Source organism: Geobacter hydrogenophilus (assembly GCF_018501225.1).
Classification (GTDB): domain Bacteria; phylum Desulfobacterota; class Desulfuromonadia; order Geobacterales; family Geobacteraceae; genus Geobacter; species Geobacter hydrogenophilus.
Map to the genome: position 1 here is coordinate 87263 of NZ_JAHCZI010000013.1, position 20669 is coordinate 107931.

The window sequence follows — 20669 nt, forward strand, 5'->3', positions numbered from 1 at the left end:
CAATCACACGGCAGCACACTGCCAGAACAAGGAGGCCATTATGAGCCCAAAGATTCCACGGCCGAAGGCTGTTACCGGTTTCACCATCGAACGCCGGTCGTCATGCGGCAAAATCTACACTACGGTAACACTCTCTCCGGGCACTGCTGTTCCCATGGAAATATTCGTGCGCTTCGGCAAAGCCGGAGGGTGCGGTTCTGCCATGGCCGACGGCATTGCCCGGCTGGTCTCGTACGGTCTCCGTTCGGGACTGGAAGCAACCGATGCCGTCAAAGCATTGAGCGGTATCGGTTGTCATCTGGGAAGCAATACCTGCATCAACTGCGTTGCCGAATCAATCCGTCTGGTACTTGTACATCTTGATACCGGACGAGATCTGAATGACCTGATTGAGGAAGCGGCTCTTGCAGAGGCAAATGCCGTAAGCGCCCACGAATTCAACTGACACACACTACCCATCGACACCTGGCAGGGAGAGCATGACATCCCTGCGGGGGAGTCTGTCTCCCTGTCCGGTTACCACTCACTGCACAGGAGGCAGACATGAACTACGAAATCAGAAGCACGTTCAATATTGATGCGCCAAAATCCGTCACCATCAAGGGGAGAACACCGGGACATCCGGCGGTTCCCCAACAAGACATCCAATACATTTTCCGGCAGTCAACCCTGTCGGACCTGTTCACCTGGTATCTCCTCGGTGAACGTTCTCTCTACCTCACCGGCCCGACCGGCTGTGGCAAATCCTCCGTCATCATCGAGGTCGCCGCCCGGCTCAATATTCCCCTCTGGAATGTCGTTGCCCACTCCCGGCTGGAAACACCGGAACTGATCGGCGGCTACCGGCTCAATGCCGGCGGCGGGATGGATTTTGTGCACGGGCCGCTCATCATTGCCATGAAGGAAGGTGGCTGGTTCCTGATCGACGAAATCGATCTGCTCGATCCTTCCACTGCTGCGGGACTGAACGGTATTGCCGAAGGCCGCCCCATCACCATTCCGGAAACGGGAGAAGTGGTAACGGCTCATCCGGACTTCCGTTTCATCGCCACCGCCAACTCAAATGGAGCCGGCGACGCCACAGGCCTCTACCAGGGAATACTGCGGCAGAACCTGGCGTTCCTCGACCGCTTCTACATGATTGAGGTCGGTTATCCCGACCAGGACATTGAAAAGAAAATCCTGACCGAAGTGGCACCATCAGTCGGCAGCGACATCAGAGACCGCATGGTGGCCATCGCTAACGAGATCAGAGCCCTGTTTGTCAAAGGGGAGACGGAAGTCACCCTTTCGACCCGCACCCTGACCCGGTGGGCACGCATCACTGCCTTCCAAGGACGAGCCGCGGCCAGCCAGGGGATGTCCAACGGCGAAACACTTACCAAGGCCTTCGACCGGGCACTCGGCTTCCGGGCTGAACCCGATACCCGAACCGCACTGCATGCTGTTTTGCAGCGGCACTTCGGGGACAGGAGGTAGCCATGACCCGATACAGGAGCATCAAATCATCACTGGATCTGCATCTGCTGGACCGGGTCAGGAATCACGACAAGGTTTATCACCTGGCGGTATTCGAACGGGATGACGGCGGTTATGACGTCCTGTACCGCTATGGCCGTCGCGGCTCGACATTGCGCCTCGGCATCCTGAAAGGTGGGGAAAATCTTCGTGATTATCAGACCGCCAGCAGACTTATGAACAGAAAGGAAGCGGAACAGATCAGAGGCGACGGCTATGAGTATGCCGACGGCATTACTCCCGGTGTCTGGAATGATCTGCTTGCCGCATCCACTACAACACAGAATATCCAACAGCCAACCGTACCACCTGAGCCAGAGGTTCCTGCACCGGCAATTGGCGGCAACGGACCGAAGTCATGGTTCTGGTAACCAAATTACAGTCCCACGAAAGGAGACATCATGAACAACACTACCATCAGCAAAACACTACAGGGCCTGGTCCTGGTTCACCTCAGCTTCTCCGTCTGGTCCGGCAAGAAGAAACTCCGGCCGGAAGATTTGAAGGGTGTGAATCTGCCACCCGACAAACTCGCCTCTCTCGGGTCAAAGCGCATTTTTGATCCTGATGCCCTCAAGGTGTTCGCCACCCTGAAGCGCCAGGCTGAACGCGCCTGCGAAGAGGTAGGAGTCAGATTTCTTGGTGGCTACGCCATTCCCGAGGAAAAACTGGCTCCCCTGATGGAGAAGATGGAACAGGTCGAACAGAGCTTTGCCACGGCAAAGACGAATTTCCTGTCGGCATACGACGACAATCTCAATGACTGGCTCGCCGAAGCCGGTGAATGGTCCGAGATCGTCGCCCGAGCCGTGGAACCTGCCAATCGGGTTGCAGAACGGCTCTCATGCGGCTTCACTGCCTTCAAGGTGGAAGCCCCCGGAGAAACTGCTTCAGCGGTACAACCTCTGGAACGTCAGGTTGGCGGTCTTGCGGATCAACTGATCCATGAAATCGGCGCCCTGGCAAAATCAACCTGGGAGGAATCGTACCGGTGTCGCACTTCCGTGACCCGGAAGGCTCTTCGCCCGCTGAAGGCAATCCTCGACAAACTATCAAGCCTGAGCTTTGTTGGCCCTGACAAGATCAGCGGCCTCGTTGCCAACGTACATGCGGCGCTCGCCACCGTACCAAGATCCGGACCAGTCACCGGGGCAACCCTGATGGGCCTGGTCGGAGTATTGTGCGAGCTGTCCGACATTGCCGGCTTCATCACGACCGAGGAACGGGAAGAAATGTTGCAACCGCTCCCCGAACCTGAAGTCGAACCGGAACCATCTGCATCTCTTCCACCAAAGACCGTAACTTTCATGCCGCAGCCGGTACAGCAGATTGAAGCGCCGGCTGTCTGGTTCTGGTAAGGAGTCGCCATGAAAACACGACCTCTTGCCCTGATCGCCAAAGTCCTTGGCCGGAAATACGATGTCACCGTAACCATTGCCGGACAGGTTGCCTGCACCAGCGGGAAGGAAATCACTATCCCGGTAGTGTCAGGCCCCCACTCCGAAGCGCTTGCCCATGGCTATATCGATCATGAAGCGGCGCATGTCCGGTACACCGATTTTTCCGTACGCCTTACGAACGATTTTGCGGGGGATCTGCTCAACATCCTGGAGGATGTGAGAATTGAACAGGCAATCGGCCTGGAATATCCCGGCTGTATCGCCAATCTCCGCGAGCTGACCCGTCTTCTGGTTGAACAGGAAGGCGTATTCAGACCAGACCCGTCCCATCCATCCCAAAGCATCCTCGCCTGGATCATGGCCGTGATCTACATGGCAGTACTTGGTCATGACTCGTTGCGGCAAACCAGGGACAGCGCCGAACCTTTGGTTCTGCAGGCTCTGGGGAGAAACTTCGACCAGGCTTTGTTGCTACTGGATCGGGCCGGCGCACTTACATCGACCCGTGAAGCAGCGGCGCTCCGGGATGAGCTGATGAAGCTCATCCGTGACTCCGCACACCAACAACCGAAAAACAGGCAATCCCGGCCTTCCCAGAGTCAATCCGGCAGTCATGGAGAGCAAAATGATGGGACCGGCAGCGATAACTCCCGGCAGCAGGATGGAACTGGCAGCACCGGCGTTCAACAGGCACAGAACGGGGAGAAGCAGCAAAACTCCTCGCAATCTGCCGGGTCCGGTCAGGATAGATCATCCGGGCACTCTTCACAGGGGCAATCCGGGACATCTGATTCACCATCCCAGGAATCTGTCCGCCAGGCATTAGCGGAAGCTTTGTCCGGCAAGAGTGTCGGCTCCTACGGAAACGTGGGGGAGAAACTGGCCGAACTGCTCTGCCAGAATGCCACCGAAAGTTCATTCAACGGGACAGCCGCAGCAGCACCACGGCTGCCAACAGCCCACCCACTGAACCAAACCGGCGGATACGATGATCTTTCCGCGCTTCGTGTCCACACGGCAGCCTTGCGAGCCCGGCTTCAGGGGCTTGTTCAGGCATCGAAACAGAAACGATCAACCCCTGTCAGCGTCGGGCACCGACTGGATTCCCGTGTACTGACCCGTCTTCGTATCTGCGACACTCGGGTCTTTACCAGGAAAGAGGAAAAACGGTCAGTCAACACGGCTGTCTGTATGCTTCTGGACAGCTCCGGAAGCATGGGCAACACCACCGTCCTCAACAAGATGGGCATCGCTTCCCGCGCCTGTTTCGTGGCGGCAGAGGCGCTCTTCTCCATTCCCGGTGTCCGTACGGCGATTGCCACCTTCAAGGGGCATGACAATCACGTCTTCCCCATGGTTGGTTTCGGGGAAAAGCCTGATCACAGTAGATTCAATATTACCGGTTCCGGCGGCACCAGGCTCGGCCATGCCCTTTGGTGGGCGTGGGGCGAACTCTGTCTGCGCCGGGAAACACGTAAAATCTGCATTGCCTTCTCCGATGGTGACACCGGTGATGGCCCTGTCACTCAAGCCGCTATCAAGCGGATGAGGGAGTCGGGAATCGAGGTAATCGGGATTGGTATTCAGGACAGCAGCATCAAGCAGTACCTGCCTGACAACCATCGGATCATCAAGAACCTTGACCAGTTCACTCCAGCGCTTCTGGAATTGCTGCGGGAAAAACTGGTCGCATAAAACTTACTATTGCCAACCCGTCGGGGATGCGGATATTCCCCGTCATGGGGATATCCGCCTTCTCTGCAAGCAAGGAGGACATCAATGGCAAAACCACGATCACGTAAGGAGATGATTGCGTTTCTCGCAACCCACCAGCGCTACGACACCATGTCCAGCTGGAACAGGGGAACGTCATTCTCCCGCAACATCAAGCTCCACCGCATTCAGTTTCCTGACAACGCTACCCGTAACCGAGCCTGGGATCTGCTGGACGTAGAAGATGCGTTCGTGGAATTCGACGATACCATCGCTGGATTCAACGCCCGCAACGACTACCGCTACCAGATTCACCGCAACGGGCGCAGCGGGGGCTACCTCGTACTGTACCGCGGCGGCAGGAAGGACACCGGCTACAAGTCGTACTGTCCCGCCTGCGGCCAGAGAAACTACCGGATAGCCGAGGAAGGGAAAGACCTGTGCGGCGTCTGCAAACACCCGCGCCGCAACTACACCCACCCCGTCATGACGGCATACACCTCCGGTGAATCGGTTGGCGAGCCTTCCGGCGACTACGATGACTGGAATACCTCAAACCTCAAGGAGCTGGTTGATATCGTCTGGGACTTCGACAGAACTGTCGATGCCGCAATCAGGACGTTCATCGACTTCACTCTGCACAACGAGGCTGCCGATGAAACCATCATGGTCCCTCGCACGGTCAAGGTAAGCCGACCGCTCGGGGGTGCGTCATGAAAATCACCATTTCAAATGACAAGGCGTCGGCAACGGTCATCTGCCGGGATCTGTTTCTGGACGATACCCAACCCGGCGCCCGCACTATCTTCTATCTCATTGCCTACGGCCCCACCCAGGAAATCCGGGCATTCGCCCAGATCCTGGCCATGAAGGGGATTCTTGAGTGCCACGGCAAAGAAGACAGATCTATCAACATCTGGAGCAACCACCCCCTGCGGGTCATCCCGAAGATGGGCGAAGGCTACTCGGGCATCTACATTACCCCGTCCGCCGACTCACCCTATCTCATCGGTGCCTCAAAGGCTGAGTGCTACCAGGTCTTTGCCAGGATTCTCGACCAGCGCGAGTTCGTTCATCGCGATTGGTACGAGACGCTGTTCAACGAGGTCTCCCGGGAGATCGAACCGGTCACCGGCATCAAGCGGTGCTGGAAATTCCGGGCCCACGACCTGAAATCCGAGATCATCAACCGGCTCAGGTACGGCGGACTCAAGATGCCGCAGGCATCAGCACATTTCACCATCAACATGGAGGAACGCCATGAGCACACTCGCCAACAGGACCGATAAGAAGTTCCTGCTCGCAGCTCTCCGGGCCATCCGGGAGCTGGATCGGGCCAATATCGGTGGCATCACCAAGGAGGACGACGCCGATATGACGGCCGCCAGGAATCATCTGCTGGCGGTCATCCAGTCCAACGGTTTCCAGATCAACTATGACACGTACCGTTTGACCAGGGACACTTCCCCGGCAGCAGTCCATTAATCTATCCCGCTTCGGGGTAGGCGGCATTGACCACCTTCCCCACGGGACGAGTGTATCTCAATCCGCCTGCCCCCGTTATCAAGGAGACAGGCATGGAACTTACCTCAAGCATCAACAGCTCGTTTTCCCGCACCCGGGGGAACGAACTGAACAAGGGGTACTACCCGACCTTCCCGTCCGACGTCCAGACCGTCCTCAAGACACTGGAGCCGTCGTTCGGCTGGAAGAGCCGACGGAGTAACCCTCTTAAAACCATTTCCGTCCTTGACCCCTGTGCGGGTGAAGGCGATTTCCTCACTACGGTGACCAAATGGCTCAAACGGCGCAATGCCGCAGCCGACGGCTCACCTCACGAAATCCTCTCCTATGCCGTTGAACTGGATGCCGGCAGATTCGCCAGGATTCACGGAACAACCCAGAAGCTCAACGCGTCGTTCTTCGACGTGGAGATCGCCGGGAAGTTCAACCTGATCCTGCTGAATCCCCCCTACAATAGGGCCGCCGGCAACGAACTGGCAACCTGGGTCGAAAAGACGGCTCCGCTACTCGCCTATGAAGGGGTGATGGTTCTCATCATCCCGGAGTACGAGCTGAAGGGGAAACTCCTGGAGATCATTCAGGGGACGTTTCCATTCCGGTACGCCTTCCTGAGCGATGAACATGGTCGCTTCAAGCAACTGGTCGTGTTTCTTGCCAAGGACCAGGACAACAGCGGCGAGTATTACCGGCAGTATGCTCGCTTCCAGAGCTGGCCCCCGGCCAATCTGGAAGACGGAGCGGTGCGCACGAAATTAACTTCAAACGAACGCCAGACTCTCTCTCTCAGAGGAAGCAACGGGAGTAACCGCCCGCTCATGACCGCCCGCGACCTGTCTGAGTTCTACCGGGAGTGCGAGGAGCGGCTCGACAAGGCGGCAGGGATGGTGTTGGACCGACAATACCCGTCGTCCTACGACACCAGCATCCAGCCCATATCGACCCTGCGCACGGCCCACGCCGTGCAACTGGCCGCAATGAACAGCCAGATCGAATCCGTCACCATCAACGGCGAATTCTTCCTGGCCAAGTTCATGGTCATCACCAGGACCGAGACCTTCAAGGACCCGGAGAGCAACAGCGAAACGACCGTCTGCAAACCGACGGTTGAAGCATTCCTCATGGACCGGCATGGCAATGTCCAACCGGCCCGGGAACACGGGTTCGACTATTACGAACTGAACAGCAACCTCTCCTCGGTACTGCTGCAGAAGCTCTCGCGGCTCTACCGGCCCCTCCATGAAATCGGTCAGGACGAAGCATTCCTGGCTGATGAACTGCAGGGGATCGGCCTGCTCCCCCCACAACGGGAAGCGGTGAAAGCCGTCATCAAGGCATACCGCACCGGTCGCCGGGGGGTCGGCATTCGTGCCAATACCGGCACCGGGAAGACCTGGATGGCGAAAGCGGTGAAGTACCTGACCAAGGCAAAACGGACGGTCATGGTATCGGAACCGCAGTTAATACCTCAGCTGGCACGGGAGTACGCCAACGAGGGGTTCGCCGTGCATGTCATCGACTCCTGGGACGCCATGAAGGAGTTGGCCGTCACCAGGCCGCACGGACTTTATCTCATCGCCTACACGCGGCTCCGGATGCACCCGAAATATCGGCTCTGCCTCAAAAGCCGCAAATCCATCGTCAAGAAGAACGGGCAAAGCTCCGTGGAGTATGCGGAAGTCTGCCCATCATGCCGGTCGCCGCTGACCGAGAAGATCCGCAAGGGTGACAAACCCAAATGCTGGTTCTGCGGCGAACCGCTCTTCACCTATATCCCTGAAAATGACCGACCGGTCATGACCTATCGTCGCTGGATCAGCGAGATCGAGAATAACGGCACCGCAACGGAAGCCCGGACGCACAACAAGCAGCTTCCGTACATCCGGCTCTTGAAGCGGATACCGTTCGACCTTGCCATCTTCGACGAAGCCCATAACGCTGCCAACCTGATGAGTAACCAGGGGACCGCGTTCATCCGGCTCGCCGCAACCGCCAAGAAGGTTCTTGCCCTCACCGCCACCGTGACCAACGGCATGGCGAAATCCGTCTACAACATCCTGTGGGGGTTGAATCCGCAGCAGATGCGCGACGCCGGCTGGGAAATGAAGTCGGCCACTGATTTCCAGACCAAGTATGGAGCATTCAAAGAAGTCAGGAAAACCGACGAGAAGAACCGCCACCGGGAATCGGAACGTGTCACCACCTACGATACCGCCGGGATATCGCCGGCAGCCCTGATCTATACGCTCCCCAACTTCGTCAATGTGGACAGTGACGACTTCGATGATCTGCCCCCGGTGGAACGGGAGGTCATCAAGTGTCCGTCACACGCACTGGTGGAAACCTGTCACCGGAGCATCGAAAACATCATCGACAATGCAGATCTGCCGCCGGAAGACCTCCTTGCCGCCGCAGCCGTACGTAACGCCGCTTTTCTCCGTGTCAGCGACACGTTCCGGCATTACGACGACGAACTGAAACTGCGGGATATTCCGCTCGGCACACTGCACCGGCTGTCGCTTCCCGACGGGGAGCTGCTGCTGGAAAAAGAAGAAAAACTGATCGGTATCGCCCAAGGGGTGATCGACCGGGGAGAGCGTCTACTGGTCTATACCGGGAACACGCAGAAGATCGACATGCGCCCCGTCCTGAAACGCATCCTTCGGGATAACGTCCAGGGCGCCAGCATCGAGATCCTGCCCGACTCGGTTGCACCTGAAAAGCTGGTTGGATGGTTCGAGCAGGTAACGGCTCAAGTCGTTGTCGTCTCGTTCCATCGCGTCGCCACGGGTCTCAACTTGTCCCAGTTCAACAACCTTGTCTGGTACGACTACACGTCCAATACCAGGCTGGCCGAACAGGGGGACGGGAGAATCCGTCGCGTCAACACTGCTGACATCCACCGGGCTCAGTTCGGGGAAGTTCGTCCCGTCCGTTATTGGTATCTCACCTCTTCGGAAGTCCAGGCGCTGCAGCTTGCCTACACCCTGGAGAAGAGGATGGTCGCCAAGCTGGCGGAGGGGGAAACCCCGGACATCGACCCGGCGGAATGCAGTAGTAGCCAGTCCTTTTCATCCCTAATGACAAAAGCGCTCAAGGAGGGGAACTTCAACTACACCGACCCGTCGGCACTGTTGAAGAAGATGACCCAACACGAGAATGCCCGCGTCAAGGGAGACAACAAGGCAGCACCGTTACTCAGAAACAACGTCATCCAGCTGCCGGTCACCAGACCGGAACCCGCTTCTGATCCATCATCCATTGCCGTCATCCATTGTGAAGGGGGCAAGGAGGTCACCCGGGAACTGCCGTTCGGCACGTACCAGACCTTGCTGGATACGGGAGCACTGGAATTCACCCTGTTCGGCGTCTATCTGCGCCAACCCGCTCCCCTGCGGAAGCGGGCCTGACCATCACCAACAACCCTCGCGGGGATCGACTCCCCGTAAGGGGGGCCGGTCTCCGCCACCAACAAGGAGTCCGACCATGACCGATACAAACACCGTAAAGCGCCTCATCATCCCCGTTCACGACAACAGCGAGTTCTTTTCCGACAACGCTGACTACGCCGTCATCGATCTTGACGCCGCCCTCATCGAGCGGATCAAGAAGCTGGCGGTGGTCGTGAGGCAGATGAAGGCCTACAAGATCAGTGAATTCAACCATACCTGTGATTTCAGGACTGCCGACTGGGATGCCGAGCCGGACAACGGCAAGGTAGCCCTGAAGGAGTTTGAGGGGCGGATGGAGTGTTCCACTCTTAACGTCACCGACAGCGATTTCTTCTGGTCGGGCTACTACAAGCACACCGATGTCCGGTGGGAAACCGACACGGTGCTGATCAAGTCGCTCGATGAACCGGACATCCTGGATGAGCGGGAAGCGTGCGGAGAAAAGGAGGACGCAGCATGAGCCCTCTCGACCGACAGAGTGACGAACCGACCAACGAGGAACGTGCCGGCAGGATCGACACGGTCATGCAGGCCTACTGCCTGACCCTCGAAGGGCGGGATTTCGACGGCGACGAAGACGACGTGAAGGATCTGCTCACCGACCTGATGCACTTCTGTGAACGGATGGAGATCGACTTCGAAGAGAATCTCCGCGTCGCCCGCAACAACTACAACCATGAACGAAACGCGGAACAAGGCGATACCGACCAGCTCGGCTGCCCGGTGTGCGGCCGCTTTCTGGAAGTCACCCGTACCGACACCCTGTTGGGGATCGACCGGGAGCTGTATGACTGCCAGGAATGCGACGAAACTTTCATCCGGGAGCTGAATGCCCCGGACAGCCCACTCCAGCGAGCGGTCAAATGTGTCGGCTGCGGCAACATGATTTCGCAGGCCTCGGCGCGCATCCTTTACCAGCGTGACGACTACGCGCACTTCATCGGCGAGTGCTGCTGGGACGAACGGCTGCGTGAGTGAAAGGAGGCTGACAATGACCCTGAACACGACGTTGCAGGCGGCACGGGATATGGGCGTGCCGGAGCGTTACGCGGTAATGCGCCGGCTGGCCTTCCTGCAGCCGCAGATCAAGCATCTGGAGCGGGAAATCTGGGGGGCGCGACGCCGGATGGATCGCAGTCGCGACCCGCTGATCAAGGCCCTGTCCGAATCCTTCATCAAAGACCAGGAAAAGGAGCTGCGCCCCCTGAAACGTGAGGCGACGGCTCTCCTGAACCATGTCAACGGCAAGGAGACTGTGCAGGCGCCCGGCGGAATCACCCCGGAGATGATCGACCTGGCCCGGCAGTATCCCATCACCAGCATCATCGAATTCTCCAAGGGGCGGTACCGCTGCTGTCCGTTTCACGAGGACCGCAATCCGTCCATGGCCCTGTATGAAAACCACGTCCACTGTTTCGTCTGTAACCAGACCTGGGATTCGATCAGTGCCACGATGGCGCTAGATGGCGTGACTTTCCGGGAAGCCGTACTGGCTCTCCAGAGCTGAACAAAATCTATCTCAAACCCTATGGGGGCGATGACTGCCCCCAGGGGGAAGTCCGCCCCCGCTATCGGAGGAGGACATGAATCTCAATCTCTTCGGTGAACCGGTACCGCCGGTCACCAAACGAATCATGGTGCGCTCAATCGAGGCCCGCTACCGAAACGAAGTCGTGCGTGACGATGCCCCGGAATGGGTGTCGATGCGTTTTACGAAACCAGAGCAGGTCTATGAGATGTTCCGGGATCTCCGGCGTGAGACGAAGGAACATTTCGTGGTGTTGCATCTCGACGGCAAGAACCGGATCGTCTGTTTCGACCGGGTATCCATCGGTTCGCTCAACCAGGCCATCGTTCATCCGCGGGAGGTGTTCAAGACGGCATGCCTGTCCAACGCGGCAGCCATCCTGCTTGTGCACAACCATCCGACCGGTGATCCGAACCCCAGCAGCGAAGATATCGCCATCACCAAGCGGCTCAAGGAGAGCGGCGACATCCTCGGCATCCGGGTACTGGACCACATCATCGTCGGTGATGACGAGTTTCTGAGTTTTGTCGAACAGGGACTCTTGTAAATAACGGGGGAGCGGCGCTTCAAGCGCCCTCCCTCGACTCTTCCCCCCGGCTCAAGAGGGTTCCCTGGAGCCACCGTACAGACGGTGGTTGTAGGGAGCCCTTTTGGGCCACCAATACAACTACAAGGGGGATAGAGTCATGTCAGTCAGAGCACGTATCAACGGCAGGGAATTCACGCTGAGCTGGGAGGAATTTGAGAAGGCGCTGCACCGGAACAACATTGTCGGTGGCGAATTCGAGGTTCTTGCCATATATGCCGGCGGGAGACCCTGCTAACATCTTCAGTCCGGATACCCGTCCGGCCTGGATAGAGGCGGCCCATGTGGTCGCCTTTTTTTCATTTTTCAGCACAATAACCTAGTAATGGCAATACACAATAATCTAGCTGAGACCAACGTCACTGGAATGATAAGATGGCGATAGTTAGGCAATCTTCCGCAGGGTTTTCTCCGCCTTTCCCACCTTTCTTCAGCATTATAATATCTTTGTGCATACCATCAAAAACATCAATTTTATCAAAATGTTAAGCATGCGAATCAGCATAACGCAAGTTGCCACCAAACTTGACAATTAGCACCAATCTATAGTATTTTAGCCCAATTTTAGATTGAGAGTTCTCTCGACAATAAAATGCCGCATTATGCAATAGCTAAATGCGGCTTCATTGTTTCGCCGAGTAAACCACTTAATTCCACGGGAAGAATAAAAGTTATGGGCAAACCGTACCTTAGCGAACTCTCCAAGTTGGCCGAGACATATGAGTGGGCAATTTCACAGGATATCACAGCCCTTGTGAATGCAGTGAATGTTACAAACTCTCTACCGCTGCTAGCTGTTGGATCAGGCGGTTCGTTGTCTGCGGCTGAAGTGATGGTCTCATGTCATGAAAAAGTCTCGCATTATTTGGGACGCGCAGTCACTCCATTGGAGCTGCTTTCAGCGTTTCCCTACAACCGAGACACTTCGGTTTGGTTTTTTTCTGCGGGTGGCGGTAATGTCGATATTCGTCGCGCCTATAAACATGCGCTCTTGAAAGAGCCCAGGCAGGTTGCCGCTCTTGTCGGGAAGCTTAATAGTAAACTCTCTATCATTTCAGGCGATCATCACTACACCGACCTCATAGAAGTTGAACTGCCCGCCGGACACGACGGTTTTTTGGCAACGAATTCACTCCTCGCGTTTACTGTTTTAATCTGCCGTGCATACGACAAACTAAGTAACTGCTCAGAAACCATATACAACTCGCTAAATGATTTAATGGCAGCTGCATTGCCTGCCGGTATCAATTTGAGCCAATTGAGCAACCTGTCTGAAAATCTATGGAGAAAAACAGCAATTCACGTGCTCTATAGTAATCAACTAAAACCCGTCGCTGTCGATATAGAGTCAAAATTCATAGAAGCTGGTTTATACTCCGTACACCTTGCTGATTTTAGAAACTTTGCACATGGACGTCATCACTGGTTGTCAAAGCATGGTGAGTCATCGGCTGTACTAGCACTGTCCGTACCATCAGATGCCGAATTGGCTCAAAAAACATTATCGCTACTTCCGTCTCAAATCCCGCAACTACATCTCCCATTAAGATTCTCTGGGACCAATGCCCTGATCTCTGGTATTGTCCTGTCGCTATATCTAACTGGTGATGCTGGCAAAGCCAGAGGGATCGATCCTGGTCGACCTGGCGTACCAGATTTTGGTAGCAAGCTTTATAATCTTGGGACAAATACAGGTTTTTGTAAATCTGTCAAACAGCCCAATATGGCTATACAAAGAAAAGTTGGTTGCGATATTTCGTCTCTGGCCCCTCAACGTAAAGCTCTTTGGGAACAAGCATATCAACATTTTAGAACCAAGCTGATTAAGGCAAAGTTCAGGGGAATCGTGATGGACTACGACGGAACGGTCGTAGATACTCGCTACAGATTCGATCCACCTACCTCAGAAATGGCAAAGGAAATCGTTCGTTTATTAGAGAATGGAATCCTTATTGGGTTTGCTACGGGTAGAGGAAAATCGATTCGTGATGATTTAAGAAAAGTAATTCCAGATTGTTACTGGGATCGAGTAATCGTTGGATATTATAATGGTGCTGAAATTGCCCAGTTGACTCAGGATGAAACACCAGATTGTAAATCTCCTCCCTGCGCCGATTTAGAAAACGTATTTCAATCAATCCAGAATCATATTGAAATCAAATCACTCGCAAAAATAACGAGCAGAAAATTCCAACTTACCGTTGAGCCAACTACAATCATTCCAGAAAATAAGCTTTGGGAGCTAGCGCAGAATGAAATTAAAGGGGTGCACCTGCCCACGCCTGCAATTTATCGTTCCAGTCATTCGATAGATATCCTTGCACAAGGTGTTTCGAAATTGTCCGTCATCAATGCCTTGCTAGCCAAAATTGATTCAAGTGGTGACGTGCTGGCAATCGGGGATCGAGGGAAATGGCCCGGGAATGACTCATTGCTGCTAAAGCATGTTTATTCTCTAAGCGTTGACGAGGTTTCCCCTTCTCCGGAAACCTGTTGGAATATCTGCCCCGCAGGAGTACGTGGCGTACAAGGGACGCTCTACTGTTTGCAACAGCTAGAATTTGATGAGGTTTCTGCCGGGGTTGCCAAATTCAGTAAATCCGGGATAAAGCTGTGAATCATGAACTCGGACTTCAAGTCCTTAGCCAGATCATGTCTTGGAATGACGATGAAGCGAGACAGGAATTCCGTTGGCTGACTTTTATGTCCCAGTACAAGTATGATGATTATTCTGATTATCTAGCGGGCGTTCGGTTTTTGGAGTGTCTTGCAACGTGGTTACAACAATTTGATGGTGCCGACAGACAGGTCGCCTATCAGTATCTTAAAACTAATCTCATTTATAACAGCACCGCTGAACTCCATCGACTGGTAGAAAAGCTGTATCCGGAACATATCCAACCGGATATTGTCCAAGCAGTCTCTGAGAAACTAAACATCCCACGTTATAAAGTATGGGCGACAACCGATGCCGCAAGCGAATTCGACTGGCAGCTACGCAAGGCATTATTTTTGGGGTTAAGTGATGGGGCCAGAATCGATGTCTTGAGACGAGCAAACGCTGGTATTATTTCAAACGAGCAAATTGTCGCTTCGACGCAGATAGACACAGCTAAATGGCGGAGTTTAGTAAAGGACCTCAGACAAGATCTCGAACAGATCAAACCGGGCACTGGAGAGAGTGCAAAGTTTGCCAAAATTTATCTTATTGACGATTTTACAGCCTCGGGAACTTCTTTAATAAGAAAAAATCAGGATGGAACAGCGTTTAAAGGGAAACTCGAAAGGTTTCACCATTCCATAGAGTCGGCAAAAGCCGACCTGCAAGCAGAGTATGGTGAAATACTTGAAGAAAATTGGGAACTCGTCGTTCATCATTACATTTGTACTGAAAACGCAAAGACCGTTATTCATACTAGATATCAGGAAGCTCTCGACTCAGGCGTTCGATGGTTCCATAATGTACGCTTTTCCTTTAGCCTGATACTGCCTGCTGAGGTCGCTTTGGACACAACATCAGGCCATCCTTTTGTGGAAATTTGTAGAAAATATTATGACAACTCCATTGAAAACAAGCATTCAGCAGAGTGTGGCGACAAAGATATGACATTCGGCTATTGCAAGTGTGCTTTACCGTTAATTTTAGAACATAATACCCCGAATAATTCTTTACCGCTATTCTGGGCTGAGACGTCTGGTCAAAATGGGCAACACGCTATGCGTCCATTATTCCGCCGCCGTCAACGACACGTCGAACTTGTAGAATAAATAAAGAGTTATGGCTAATCCATTCGAAAAAAGAGCAACTGAATACTTACGTGATGATGCGGCGTTTTTATCCGTTGTCACCCCGGAGCCTCTGCATACCTTTTTTGAGCGTCATGCAAAAGATGGTACGTTATACGACCGTCTCTGTACTGTCATCGGGACTCCGGGAAGCGGCAAAACCACCATAGCCACTCTACTGCAATACAAAACTGTTGAGACACTGCGCAATAGCCCCAATATTGCTGAGTATAAGGCGCTCATACATGCATTGACGAAGTGCGGCATAGTTAAGGACAACAAAACCCAAATCCTGGGTTGTCGATTGCCGCTTGAATCAGAATATCGCGAATTTTGGGAGTTACCGTATAAAGATGAAATTAAACTAGGCCTTCTTAAATCCTTTCTCCAATCCAGGGCAATTATTGCATGGATGAAAAATCTACAGGAAAACAGGCGATATGATCTCGCCAATGTAAAAATTATTTATAGAGATCAAGCTGACGTCGCAGCGGATAGCATTGGCGGTCAGAACGCGTTAGACGTATTCGAAAAAGCTAAATCTGTTGAAAGAGCAATTTACGAAATTAGCGCGGCTTTAATTGCACCCAAAGAAAGTTCACTTAAGGACGATGCCATTGCACCGTACCATCCTTTTGACGCAATAGATCATTTCGTTGTGAACTATGGAGCAAATCCCGCTCAAGTATTAAAGCCGCTAGTCATGCTGGATGATGCACATACATTGCATCGATCTCAACTTATTGCTGTGGGTAGTTGGTTGGCACGCAGAGAAATGAAAATTGGTCGATGGTTGCTTATGCGACTAGACGCGCAAACACCTGAAACGGTCCTCACAGAGGGTTTTGGCAAAGATTCTGGAATCGTGTCAGAGAGTGAAATTAAAAAAAGCCGCGAAATCACATATATTTGGCTTCAAAGCAGTATTGATCGCAGAAAACAACGTGAAGATTTCAGGAAAATGGCTCGTAGTATGGCCGATAAATATCTTCGTCTAATGCCAGTGTTTACCAGACAAGGCATATCGAGGTTTTCTGACATACTTAACACGGGCGTTTCTGAAATTTCTGAATCGAAGTATATCGAGTTATCAAGAAAGATCGACCGAACTCAGAAAAATTTAGGAATTAGCAACCTTCGCCGTAAAACATTCGAATCAGAGATTGATAATTATTTCAATAATTCAGAAACGACTGACAAAGGTAGAGATGTTAAACTAGCTTTGTTGAGCATAATAATGCATCGATATGCCAACAGAGTTCCTCAAGAAAGCTTATTCCAACTTGAGCCTGTTGATCCTGAACCAAACAAACCAATAAAGATCAAGGCCGGTTTAGCAGATGGTGCAAGAGTCTACCTTATGCACAATTATAACCGCCCTTACTACTTTGGTGTTGATGCCATCTGTGATGGTAGCTCCGATAATGCGGAGCTCTTTCTTCAACTTTCGGGCAGATTGGTTGAAGCGGCTGAAACTCGTATTATCAAGTCACCTAACGGGAGCGCAGCACTACCGCCGGCATATCAACACAAATTGCTGGTTGAGCGGGCTCAGGAAATGATGGATGAATGGTCATTTCCTCTCTATGGGGAAGTAAAGAGTTTATGTAAAACCATTGCTAAACACTGCGTTGAGAAGTCCCTTGAGCCTAATGCACCACTTGATGGGGGAGCAAATGCTTACGGTATCCTTCAAGACGAGTTCGACACCATACCCGAAAAATTCCCAGAGCTTGCAAAGGTAATTAAATTTGCCGTAGCCTATAACGCAATATCGCTAAAACCAAAATATTCCACAAAGCATAAGGAATGGTGTCTGGTGGAATTAACAGGGCCAGTGCTCATGGTTTCTGGGCTTACTATGAACCGTGGTGGTTTTCTTGAAAAGACAGTTGCAGACCTATTAGATGCAATTGAGCGAAAACAACTATGAGATACCGCTGGGATAAATGCATAAAACACTACGACTGTGACGTCGATCCTTTTTTAAAATTACATTTTTCAGAAACGCACAGAAAAGTTTTATTAATAGCTGGAGCTGGTTTTGATCCAAGGGCGAAAGAAAATGTGCTGGCATTACATGAGATTCTTGGCAATAGATTAGAATGCATCTTCATAAAAGAGGAACGTCCTGAGCCAGATCCTAAATTGGTTCAGAAGGCAAATGAAAATCTTGATCAGCTGACGTCAATATATCCAGCAAGTACAGTTATAGCCATTGATATCTTCGCCGATGACAACGCTGTTGTTGGCGGCATTAATATAATAAAAAGCCTACAGGATATAAGTATTGATGGCTTTACAGATCTAATAGTTGACTTTAGCGCCTTATCAATAGGAGTTAGTTTCCCTATTGTAAAATGCTTTTTTGATTTAATCGTTAGGGATGAACTAAAAGTCAACATTCATCTGCTTGTTATATCAAATCCAAGTATGGACGGAATGATATGCTCCGTACCAAATGATCGGGCAACCGAAATTCGGGGGTTTGCGAGAAGTGATCGCCTCTACGGTGAGGCAGATAAGGCAAAGCTATGGTTGCCTCAATTATCTGGCGGTCGCAAAGAAGTGCTTCGGAGAATTCATGATAGTGTGGTTCCTCACGATGTATGTCCGATAGTACCGTTTCCTTCTGGAGATGTGAAAAAGGGCGATAATATTGTCATTGACTTTATAACTGAATTAGAGAGTGAGTGGCGTGTTGACAAGCGTAATTATGTTTACGCAGATGAAAACCAGCCTCTTGATATCTATCGGACAATTTTAAAAATAGACGATCAACGGCGGCCTGTTTTTCAGACATTTGGCGGATCAGTAATAATTTTATCGCCGCTTGGCAGCAAATTACTTGCTATTGGAGCACTTATGGCGGCCCTAGAACGAAAATTTCCAATAGTGTATGTAGAGGCACTTGAATACACAGTAGATTGGGAAAAAGTAGACCTACTTCAGACTGATACCTCAAAGAAAGCCCACATTTGGCTTTATGGTGAAGCTTATCAGAATGACTTTACGATATAAATAGGGCGGCGAGATGAACTCAAAGTTACAATTAAAACCTTCGATATATGGAACTGGTCTTATTGCTTTAGATTTGGTTGTCAGTGCACAGCCTAATCAACCTATTCAAAGCTGGGCAGGTGGTACATGTGGTAATGTATTAACCATATTGAGCTATTTAGGATGGAACGCATACCCTATTGCCCGGTTAAATGGTGAAACCGCGTCAATTCGAGTCAAAGACGACATGACGCGCTGGGGGGTTAAGTTAGACTTCGCCGAACAGCCACCAACTGCAAGCACTCCAATTATTGTTCAGAAAAACTCTCAAGACAAATCCGGTAATCCTATTCATAAATTTTCATGGCATTGCCCCAACTGTGGGGCGTGGTTGCCAAACTACAAAGCTGTTACATCTGCCTCTGCTAAGGAGCTTGTAACTCACCTTAAAAATCCGAATGTATTTTTCTTTGACCGTGTATCGCCGGCCGCGCTAATTATTGCCAAAAAATGTAAAGAGATGGGGGCACTAATTTTTTTTGAACCTTCTGGAAAGTGTGACCCAAAAAAGTTAGAGCAAGCTTTAGAATTAGCGGATATTGTAAAATACAGTCATGAAAGAATAGACTCTCTCGAAAGTCAATTGACAGGTGACTGCAAAGTTTCACTGGAAATCAAAACATTAGGATCGAAAGGGTTATCATTTAGATCGCATTTGTTCGGAAAGAAAAAATGTAAATGGTTTGATCTTGAAGCACCAATAGTTGACTCAGTCAAAGATACGTGCGGTTGTGGCGACTGGACTACGGCAGGGATTATTTCAAAAATATGTGATCAACGTGGCGTGGATTCTTTACACGGAAGAACCTTCGAGCAGATCATTGAAGCTATGAATTACGGGCAAGCGTTAGCTGCGTGGAATTGTGGATTTGAAGGAGCACGCGGCGGCATGTATAGCGTTAACCGAGCAAAATTTAATAGTGATATCAAAAAAATACTACATGACAAATCTCATACCCCTTCAAAGCTGACAAAATCAGCTGCTCTCGACAAGCCACCCTCTTCGGTTTGTCCCTCTTGCTGCCCATAGCTAAGTGCAGGCTAATCGCCGCCGAGCCTGCTAACGCCCTCGACTGGTCAATGGCCATCGATATCCCCACCTCCGAAGAATCTACAGACGGGAATTCTTGGCCTTCTCCTCACGATCAATCAACCGTTGCGCCCACTCCCGGGCACGCTGGTAGCGTTCAAGCTGGCTTGCCGTCGGCAACTGGCCACTGGTCATGGCGCTGGATGCTTCAAGCAGCTCCTGAAGGGCAGCCAGCAAATCTTCGTAATCAACCACAGAATCCTCCAACAAAATTATTCGTTACATTGAATGCGACTTGCCACGTCACGGAAAAAGTCGTGAGACCAGAGTGCAAGCTGTTGCTGATCTTTGACAAACGGGGCGACATCTTTACGTGCCTGGTTCACATCGAGCCGGTCAATGGTCTCGAACAGCAGGTCTCTGAAAGATGTGAACGACAAAGGTTTCTCCCCGCTCCAATGGCCGGTCTGGCGCATCCTCTGCTCAAGATGGGCTAGGTGTAACTGAGGATGGTTGGCGGCATACCAGACAAGATCATACCAGTCGCGCCCCTTGACCCGGTTTTTCCATTTGCGGAACAGCAGCGCATGCATCTTGCCGGCAAAAAGGTCCGGGAGCGAATAGCTCCGAACGGCAAACGGTATCGGCTGCAACAGATAACGGGTCTGGGTGGAAAATCCCGGCGGCGGGTCCGTGTCCACCTCGATCTTAACCTTCAGTACCTGACCGGCTTCAACCTGACCGGTAAGCTCCTCACCGGCTTCAATGACCAAGAGTTCATTACGGGTGTTCGCCTTGAGGAAGGCAGACTGCACAGCCGATTCCACCGCTTTGTCTACCATCTCCACCCGGACATTGAAACCGAATGCCTGCAGTTCCTCCTCAAGTGATGCCGTGTACCGCGCCAAGTTAAAGTCGGGGGATGGTGTCAGCAGCGAGAAATCCAGATCCTCGGAGAAGCGGTCGAGTCCGTACAGTATGCGCAGGGCCGTACCGCCGTGTCACTGGTAATGCAATAATGGCCCAAAAGCGGGAATGAAAAGTGTACCACCCTGGGACCTATGGTATCCCTCTC

General features: G+C 52.1%; 20 protein-coding genes and 1 pseudogene. 19 read left to right on the forward strand and 2 right to left on the reverse strand.

What is annotated here, in order from left to right:
- The first annotated feature begins 40 nt into the window (after window positions 1-40).
- The 19 genes and pseudogenes from KI811_RS16145 to KI811_RS16235 all read left to right on the forward strand — a co-directional run bounded on the left by KI811_RS16145 (window position 41) and on the right by KI811_RS16235 (window position 19594).
- Window positions 41-445, forward strand: a complete 405-nt coding sequence (locus tag KI811_RS16145) for a TSCPD domain-containing protein (protein WP_192905734.1) — start codon at window positions 41-43, stop codon at window positions 443-445.
- A gap of 98 nt (window positions 446-543) precedes the next feature.
- Window positions 544-1479 carry an AAA family ATPase gene (locus tag KI811_RS16150; RefSeq protein ID WP_192905733.1) on the forward strand — a complete coding sequence of 312 codons (936 nt, stop codon included), beginning with the start codon at window positions 544-546 and terminating at the stop codon, window positions 1477-1479.
- Between the two features lie 2 nt (window positions 1480-1481).
- The gene (locus KI811_RS16155; protein WP_214187505.1) at window positions 1482-1889 is read left to right on the forward strand and encodes a hypothetical protein; all 408 of its coding nucleotides are present in this window, start codon (window positions 1482-1484) and stop codon (window positions 1887-1889) included.
- Between the two features lie 30 nt (window positions 1890-1919).
- Window positions 1920-2876, forward strand: coding sequence for a DUF3150 domain-containing protein (locus tag KI811_RS16160; protein ID WP_214187506.1), 957 nt, complete (start codon window positions 1920-1922; stop codon window positions 2874-2876).
- Between the two features lie 9 nt (window positions 2877-2885).
- Window positions 2886-4613 carry a VWA domain-containing protein gene (locus KI811_RS16165; protein WP_045667238.1) on the forward strand — a complete coding sequence of 576 codons (1728 nt, stop codon included), beginning with the start codon at window positions 2886-2888 and terminating at the stop codon, window positions 4611-4613.
- An 84-nt stretch (window positions 4614-4697) separates the two neighbouring features.
- Complete coding sequence (locus KI811_RS16170) at window positions 4698-5348, forward strand: hypothetical protein (RefSeq protein ID WP_214187507.1); 651 nt, start codon at window positions 4698-4700, stop codon at window positions 5346-5348.
- Window positions 5345-5920, forward strand: a complete 576-nt coding sequence (locus tag KI811_RS16175) for a hypothetical protein (RefSeq protein WP_214187508.1) — start codon at window positions 5345-5347, stop codon at window positions 5918-5920. Before KI811_RS16170 ends, KI811_RS16175 begins: the two co-directional genes overlap by 4 nt.
- Window positions 5892-6116: a hypothetical protein gene (locus tag KI811_RS16180; protein WP_045667240.1), complete on the forward strand. Its 225-nt coding sequence runs from the start codon at window positions 5892-5894 to the stop codon at window positions 6114-6116. The genes KI811_RS16175 and KI811_RS16180 overlap by 29 nt, the downstream gene beginning before the upstream one ends.
- Before the next feature lie 92 nt (window positions 6117-6208).
- Window positions 6209-9562, forward strand: coding sequence for a DEAD/DEAH box helicase family protein (locus KI811_RS16185; protein ID WP_214187509.1), 3354 nt, complete (start codon window positions 6209-6211; stop codon window positions 9560-9562).
- A gap of 76 nt (window positions 9563-9638) precedes the next feature.
- Window positions 9639-10064 carry a hypothetical protein gene (locus KI811_RS16190; protein WP_214187510.1) on the forward strand — a complete coding sequence of 142 codons (426 nt, stop codon included), beginning with the start codon at window positions 9639-9641 and terminating at the stop codon, window positions 10062-10064.
- A complete protein-coding gene (locus tag KI811_RS16195) occupies window positions 10061-10582 on the forward strand; it encodes a hypothetical protein (RefSeq protein WP_214187511.1) in 522 nt (173 codons plus the stop codon). Before KI811_RS16190 ends, KI811_RS16195 begins: the two co-directional genes overlap by 4 nt.
- Before the next feature lie 13 nt (window positions 10583-10595).
- Entirely contained in the window at window positions 10596-11111 is a 516-nt protein-coding gene (locus KI811_RS16200; RefSeq protein ID WP_214187512.1) for a CHC2 zinc finger domain-containing protein, read from the forward strand.
- 193 nt (window positions 11112-11304) lie between these two features.
- Window positions 11305-11679, forward strand: a pseudogene (radC, locus tag KI811_RS16205) (RadC family protein); the annotation flags it as partial.
- 139 nt (window positions 11680-11818) lie between these two features.
- Entirely contained in the window at window positions 11819-11956 is a 138-nt protein-coding gene (locus KI811_RS16210; protein ID WP_214187513.1) for a hypothetical protein, read from the forward strand.
- A gap of 435 nt (window positions 11957-12391) precedes the next feature.
- The gene (locus tag KI811_RS16215) at window positions 12392-14335 is read left to right on the forward strand and encodes an HAD family hydrolase (protein WP_214187514.1); all 1944 of its coding nucleotides are present in this window, start codon (window positions 12392-12394) and stop codon (window positions 14333-14335) included.
- Window positions 14332-15486: a phosphoribosyltransferase-like protein gene (locus tag KI811_RS16220; RefSeq protein WP_214187515.1), complete on the forward strand. Its 1155-nt coding sequence runs from the start codon at window positions 14332-14334 to the stop codon at window positions 15484-15486. Before KI811_RS16215 ends, KI811_RS16220 begins: the two co-directional genes overlap by 4 nt.
- A gap of 10 nt (window positions 15487-15496) precedes the next feature.
- Entirely contained in the window at window positions 15497-17437 is a 1941-nt protein-coding gene (locus KI811_RS16225; RefSeq protein ID WP_214187516.1) for an ORC-CDC6 family AAA ATPase, read from the forward strand.
- Entirely contained in the window at window positions 17434-18525 is a 1092-nt protein-coding gene (locus KI811_RS16230) for a hypothetical protein (protein ID WP_214187517.1), read from the forward strand. The genes KI811_RS16225 and KI811_RS16230 overlap by 4 nt, the downstream gene beginning before the upstream one ends.
- Window positions 18526-18538: 13 nt before the next feature.
- Window positions 18539-19594, forward strand: a complete 1056-nt coding sequence (locus tag KI811_RS16235) for a PfkB family carbohydrate kinase (RefSeq protein WP_214187518.1) — start codon at window positions 18539-18541, stop codon at window positions 19592-19594.
- 81 nt (window positions 19595-19675) lie between these two features.
- Here KI811_RS16235 and KI811_RS16240 read toward each other — a convergent pair whose 3' ends face one another.
- Together KI811_RS16240 and KI811_RS16245 are read right to left on the reverse strand one after the other, a co-directional pair.
- On the reverse strand, window positions 19676-19849 hold the full coding sequence (locus tag KI811_RS16240) for a hypothetical protein (RefSeq protein WP_214187519.1): 174 nt from the start codon (window positions 19847-19849) through the stop codon (window positions 19676-19678).
- A gap of 17 nt (window positions 19850-19866) precedes the next feature.
- On the reverse strand, window positions 19867-20580 hold the full coding sequence (locus tag KI811_RS16245; RefSeq protein WP_281415243.1) for a nucleotidyl transferase AbiEii/AbiGii toxin family protein: 714 nt from the start codon (window positions 20578-20580) through the stop codon (window positions 19867-19869).
- Between the last annotated feature and the right edge of the window lie 89 nt (window positions 20581-20669).

What these genes read in the sequence shown, in the direction of transcription:
- KI811_RS16145 (WP_192905734.1), top strand. Translation starts at nt 41, where the DNA reads ATGAGCCCAAAGATTCCACGGCCGAAGGCTGTTACCGGTTTCACCATC.
- KI811_RS16150 (WP_192905733.1), top strand. Translation starts at nt 544, where the DNA reads ATGAACTACGAAATCAGAAGCACGTTCAATATTGATGCGCCAAAATCC.
- KI811_RS16155 (WP_214187505.1), top strand. Translation starts at nt 1,482, where the DNA reads ATGACCCGATACAGGAGCATCAAATCATCACTGGATCTGCATCTGCTG.
- KI811_RS16160 (WP_214187506.1), top strand. Translation starts at nt 1,920, where the DNA reads ATGAACAACACTACCATCAGCAAAACACTACAGGGCCTGGTCCTGGTT.
- KI811_RS16165 (WP_045667238.1), top strand. Translation starts at nt 2,886, where the DNA reads ATGAAAACACGACCTCTTGCCCTGATCGCCAAAGTCCTTGGCCGGAAA.
- KI811_RS16170 (WP_214187507.1), top strand. Translation starts at nt 4,698, where the DNA reads ATGGCAAAACCACGATCACGTAAGGAGATGATTGCGTTTCTCGCAACC.
- KI811_RS16175 (WP_214187508.1), top strand. Translation starts at nt 5,345, where the DNA reads ATGAAAATCACCATTTCAAATGACAAGGCGTCGGCAACGGTCATCTGC.
- KI811_RS16180 (WP_045667240.1), top strand. Translation starts at nt 5,892, where the DNA reads ATGAGCACACTCGCCAACAGGACCGATAAGAAGTTCCTGCTCGCAGCT.
- KI811_RS16185 (WP_214187509.1), top strand. Translation starts at nt 6,209, where the DNA reads ATGGAACTTACCTCAAGCATCAACAGCTCGTTTTCCCGCACCCGGGGG.
- KI811_RS16190 (WP_214187510.1), top strand. Translation starts at nt 9,639, where the DNA reads ATGACCGATACAAACACCGTAAAGCGCCTCATCATCCCCGTTCACGAC.
- KI811_RS16195 (WP_214187511.1), top strand. Translation starts at nt 10,061, where the DNA reads ATGAGCCCTCTCGACCGACAGAGTGACGAACCGACCAACGAGGAACGT.
- KI811_RS16200 (WP_214187512.1), top strand. Translation starts at nt 10,596, where the DNA reads ATGACCCTGAACACGACGTTGCAGGCGGCACGGGATATGGGCGTGCCG.
- KI811_RS16210 (WP_214187513.1), top strand. Translation starts at nt 11,819, where the DNA reads ATGTCAGTCAGAGCACGTATCAACGGCAGGGAATTCACGCTGAGCTGG.
- KI811_RS16215 (WP_214187514.1), top strand. Translation starts at nt 12,392, where the DNA reads ATGGGCAAACCGTACCTTAGCGAACTCTCCAAGTTGGCCGAGACATAT.
- KI811_RS16225 (WP_214187516.1), top strand. Translation starts at nt 15,497, where the DNA reads ATGGCTAATCCATTCGAAAAAAGAGCAACTGAATACTTACGTGATGAT.
- KI811_RS16230 (WP_214187517.1), top strand. Translation starts at nt 17,434, where the DNA reads ATGAGATACCGCTGGGATAAATGCATAAAACACTACGACTGTGACGTC.
- KI811_RS16235 (WP_214187518.1), top strand. Translation starts at nt 18,539, where the DNA reads ATGAACTCAAAGTTACAATTAAAACCTTCGATATATGGAACTGGTCTT.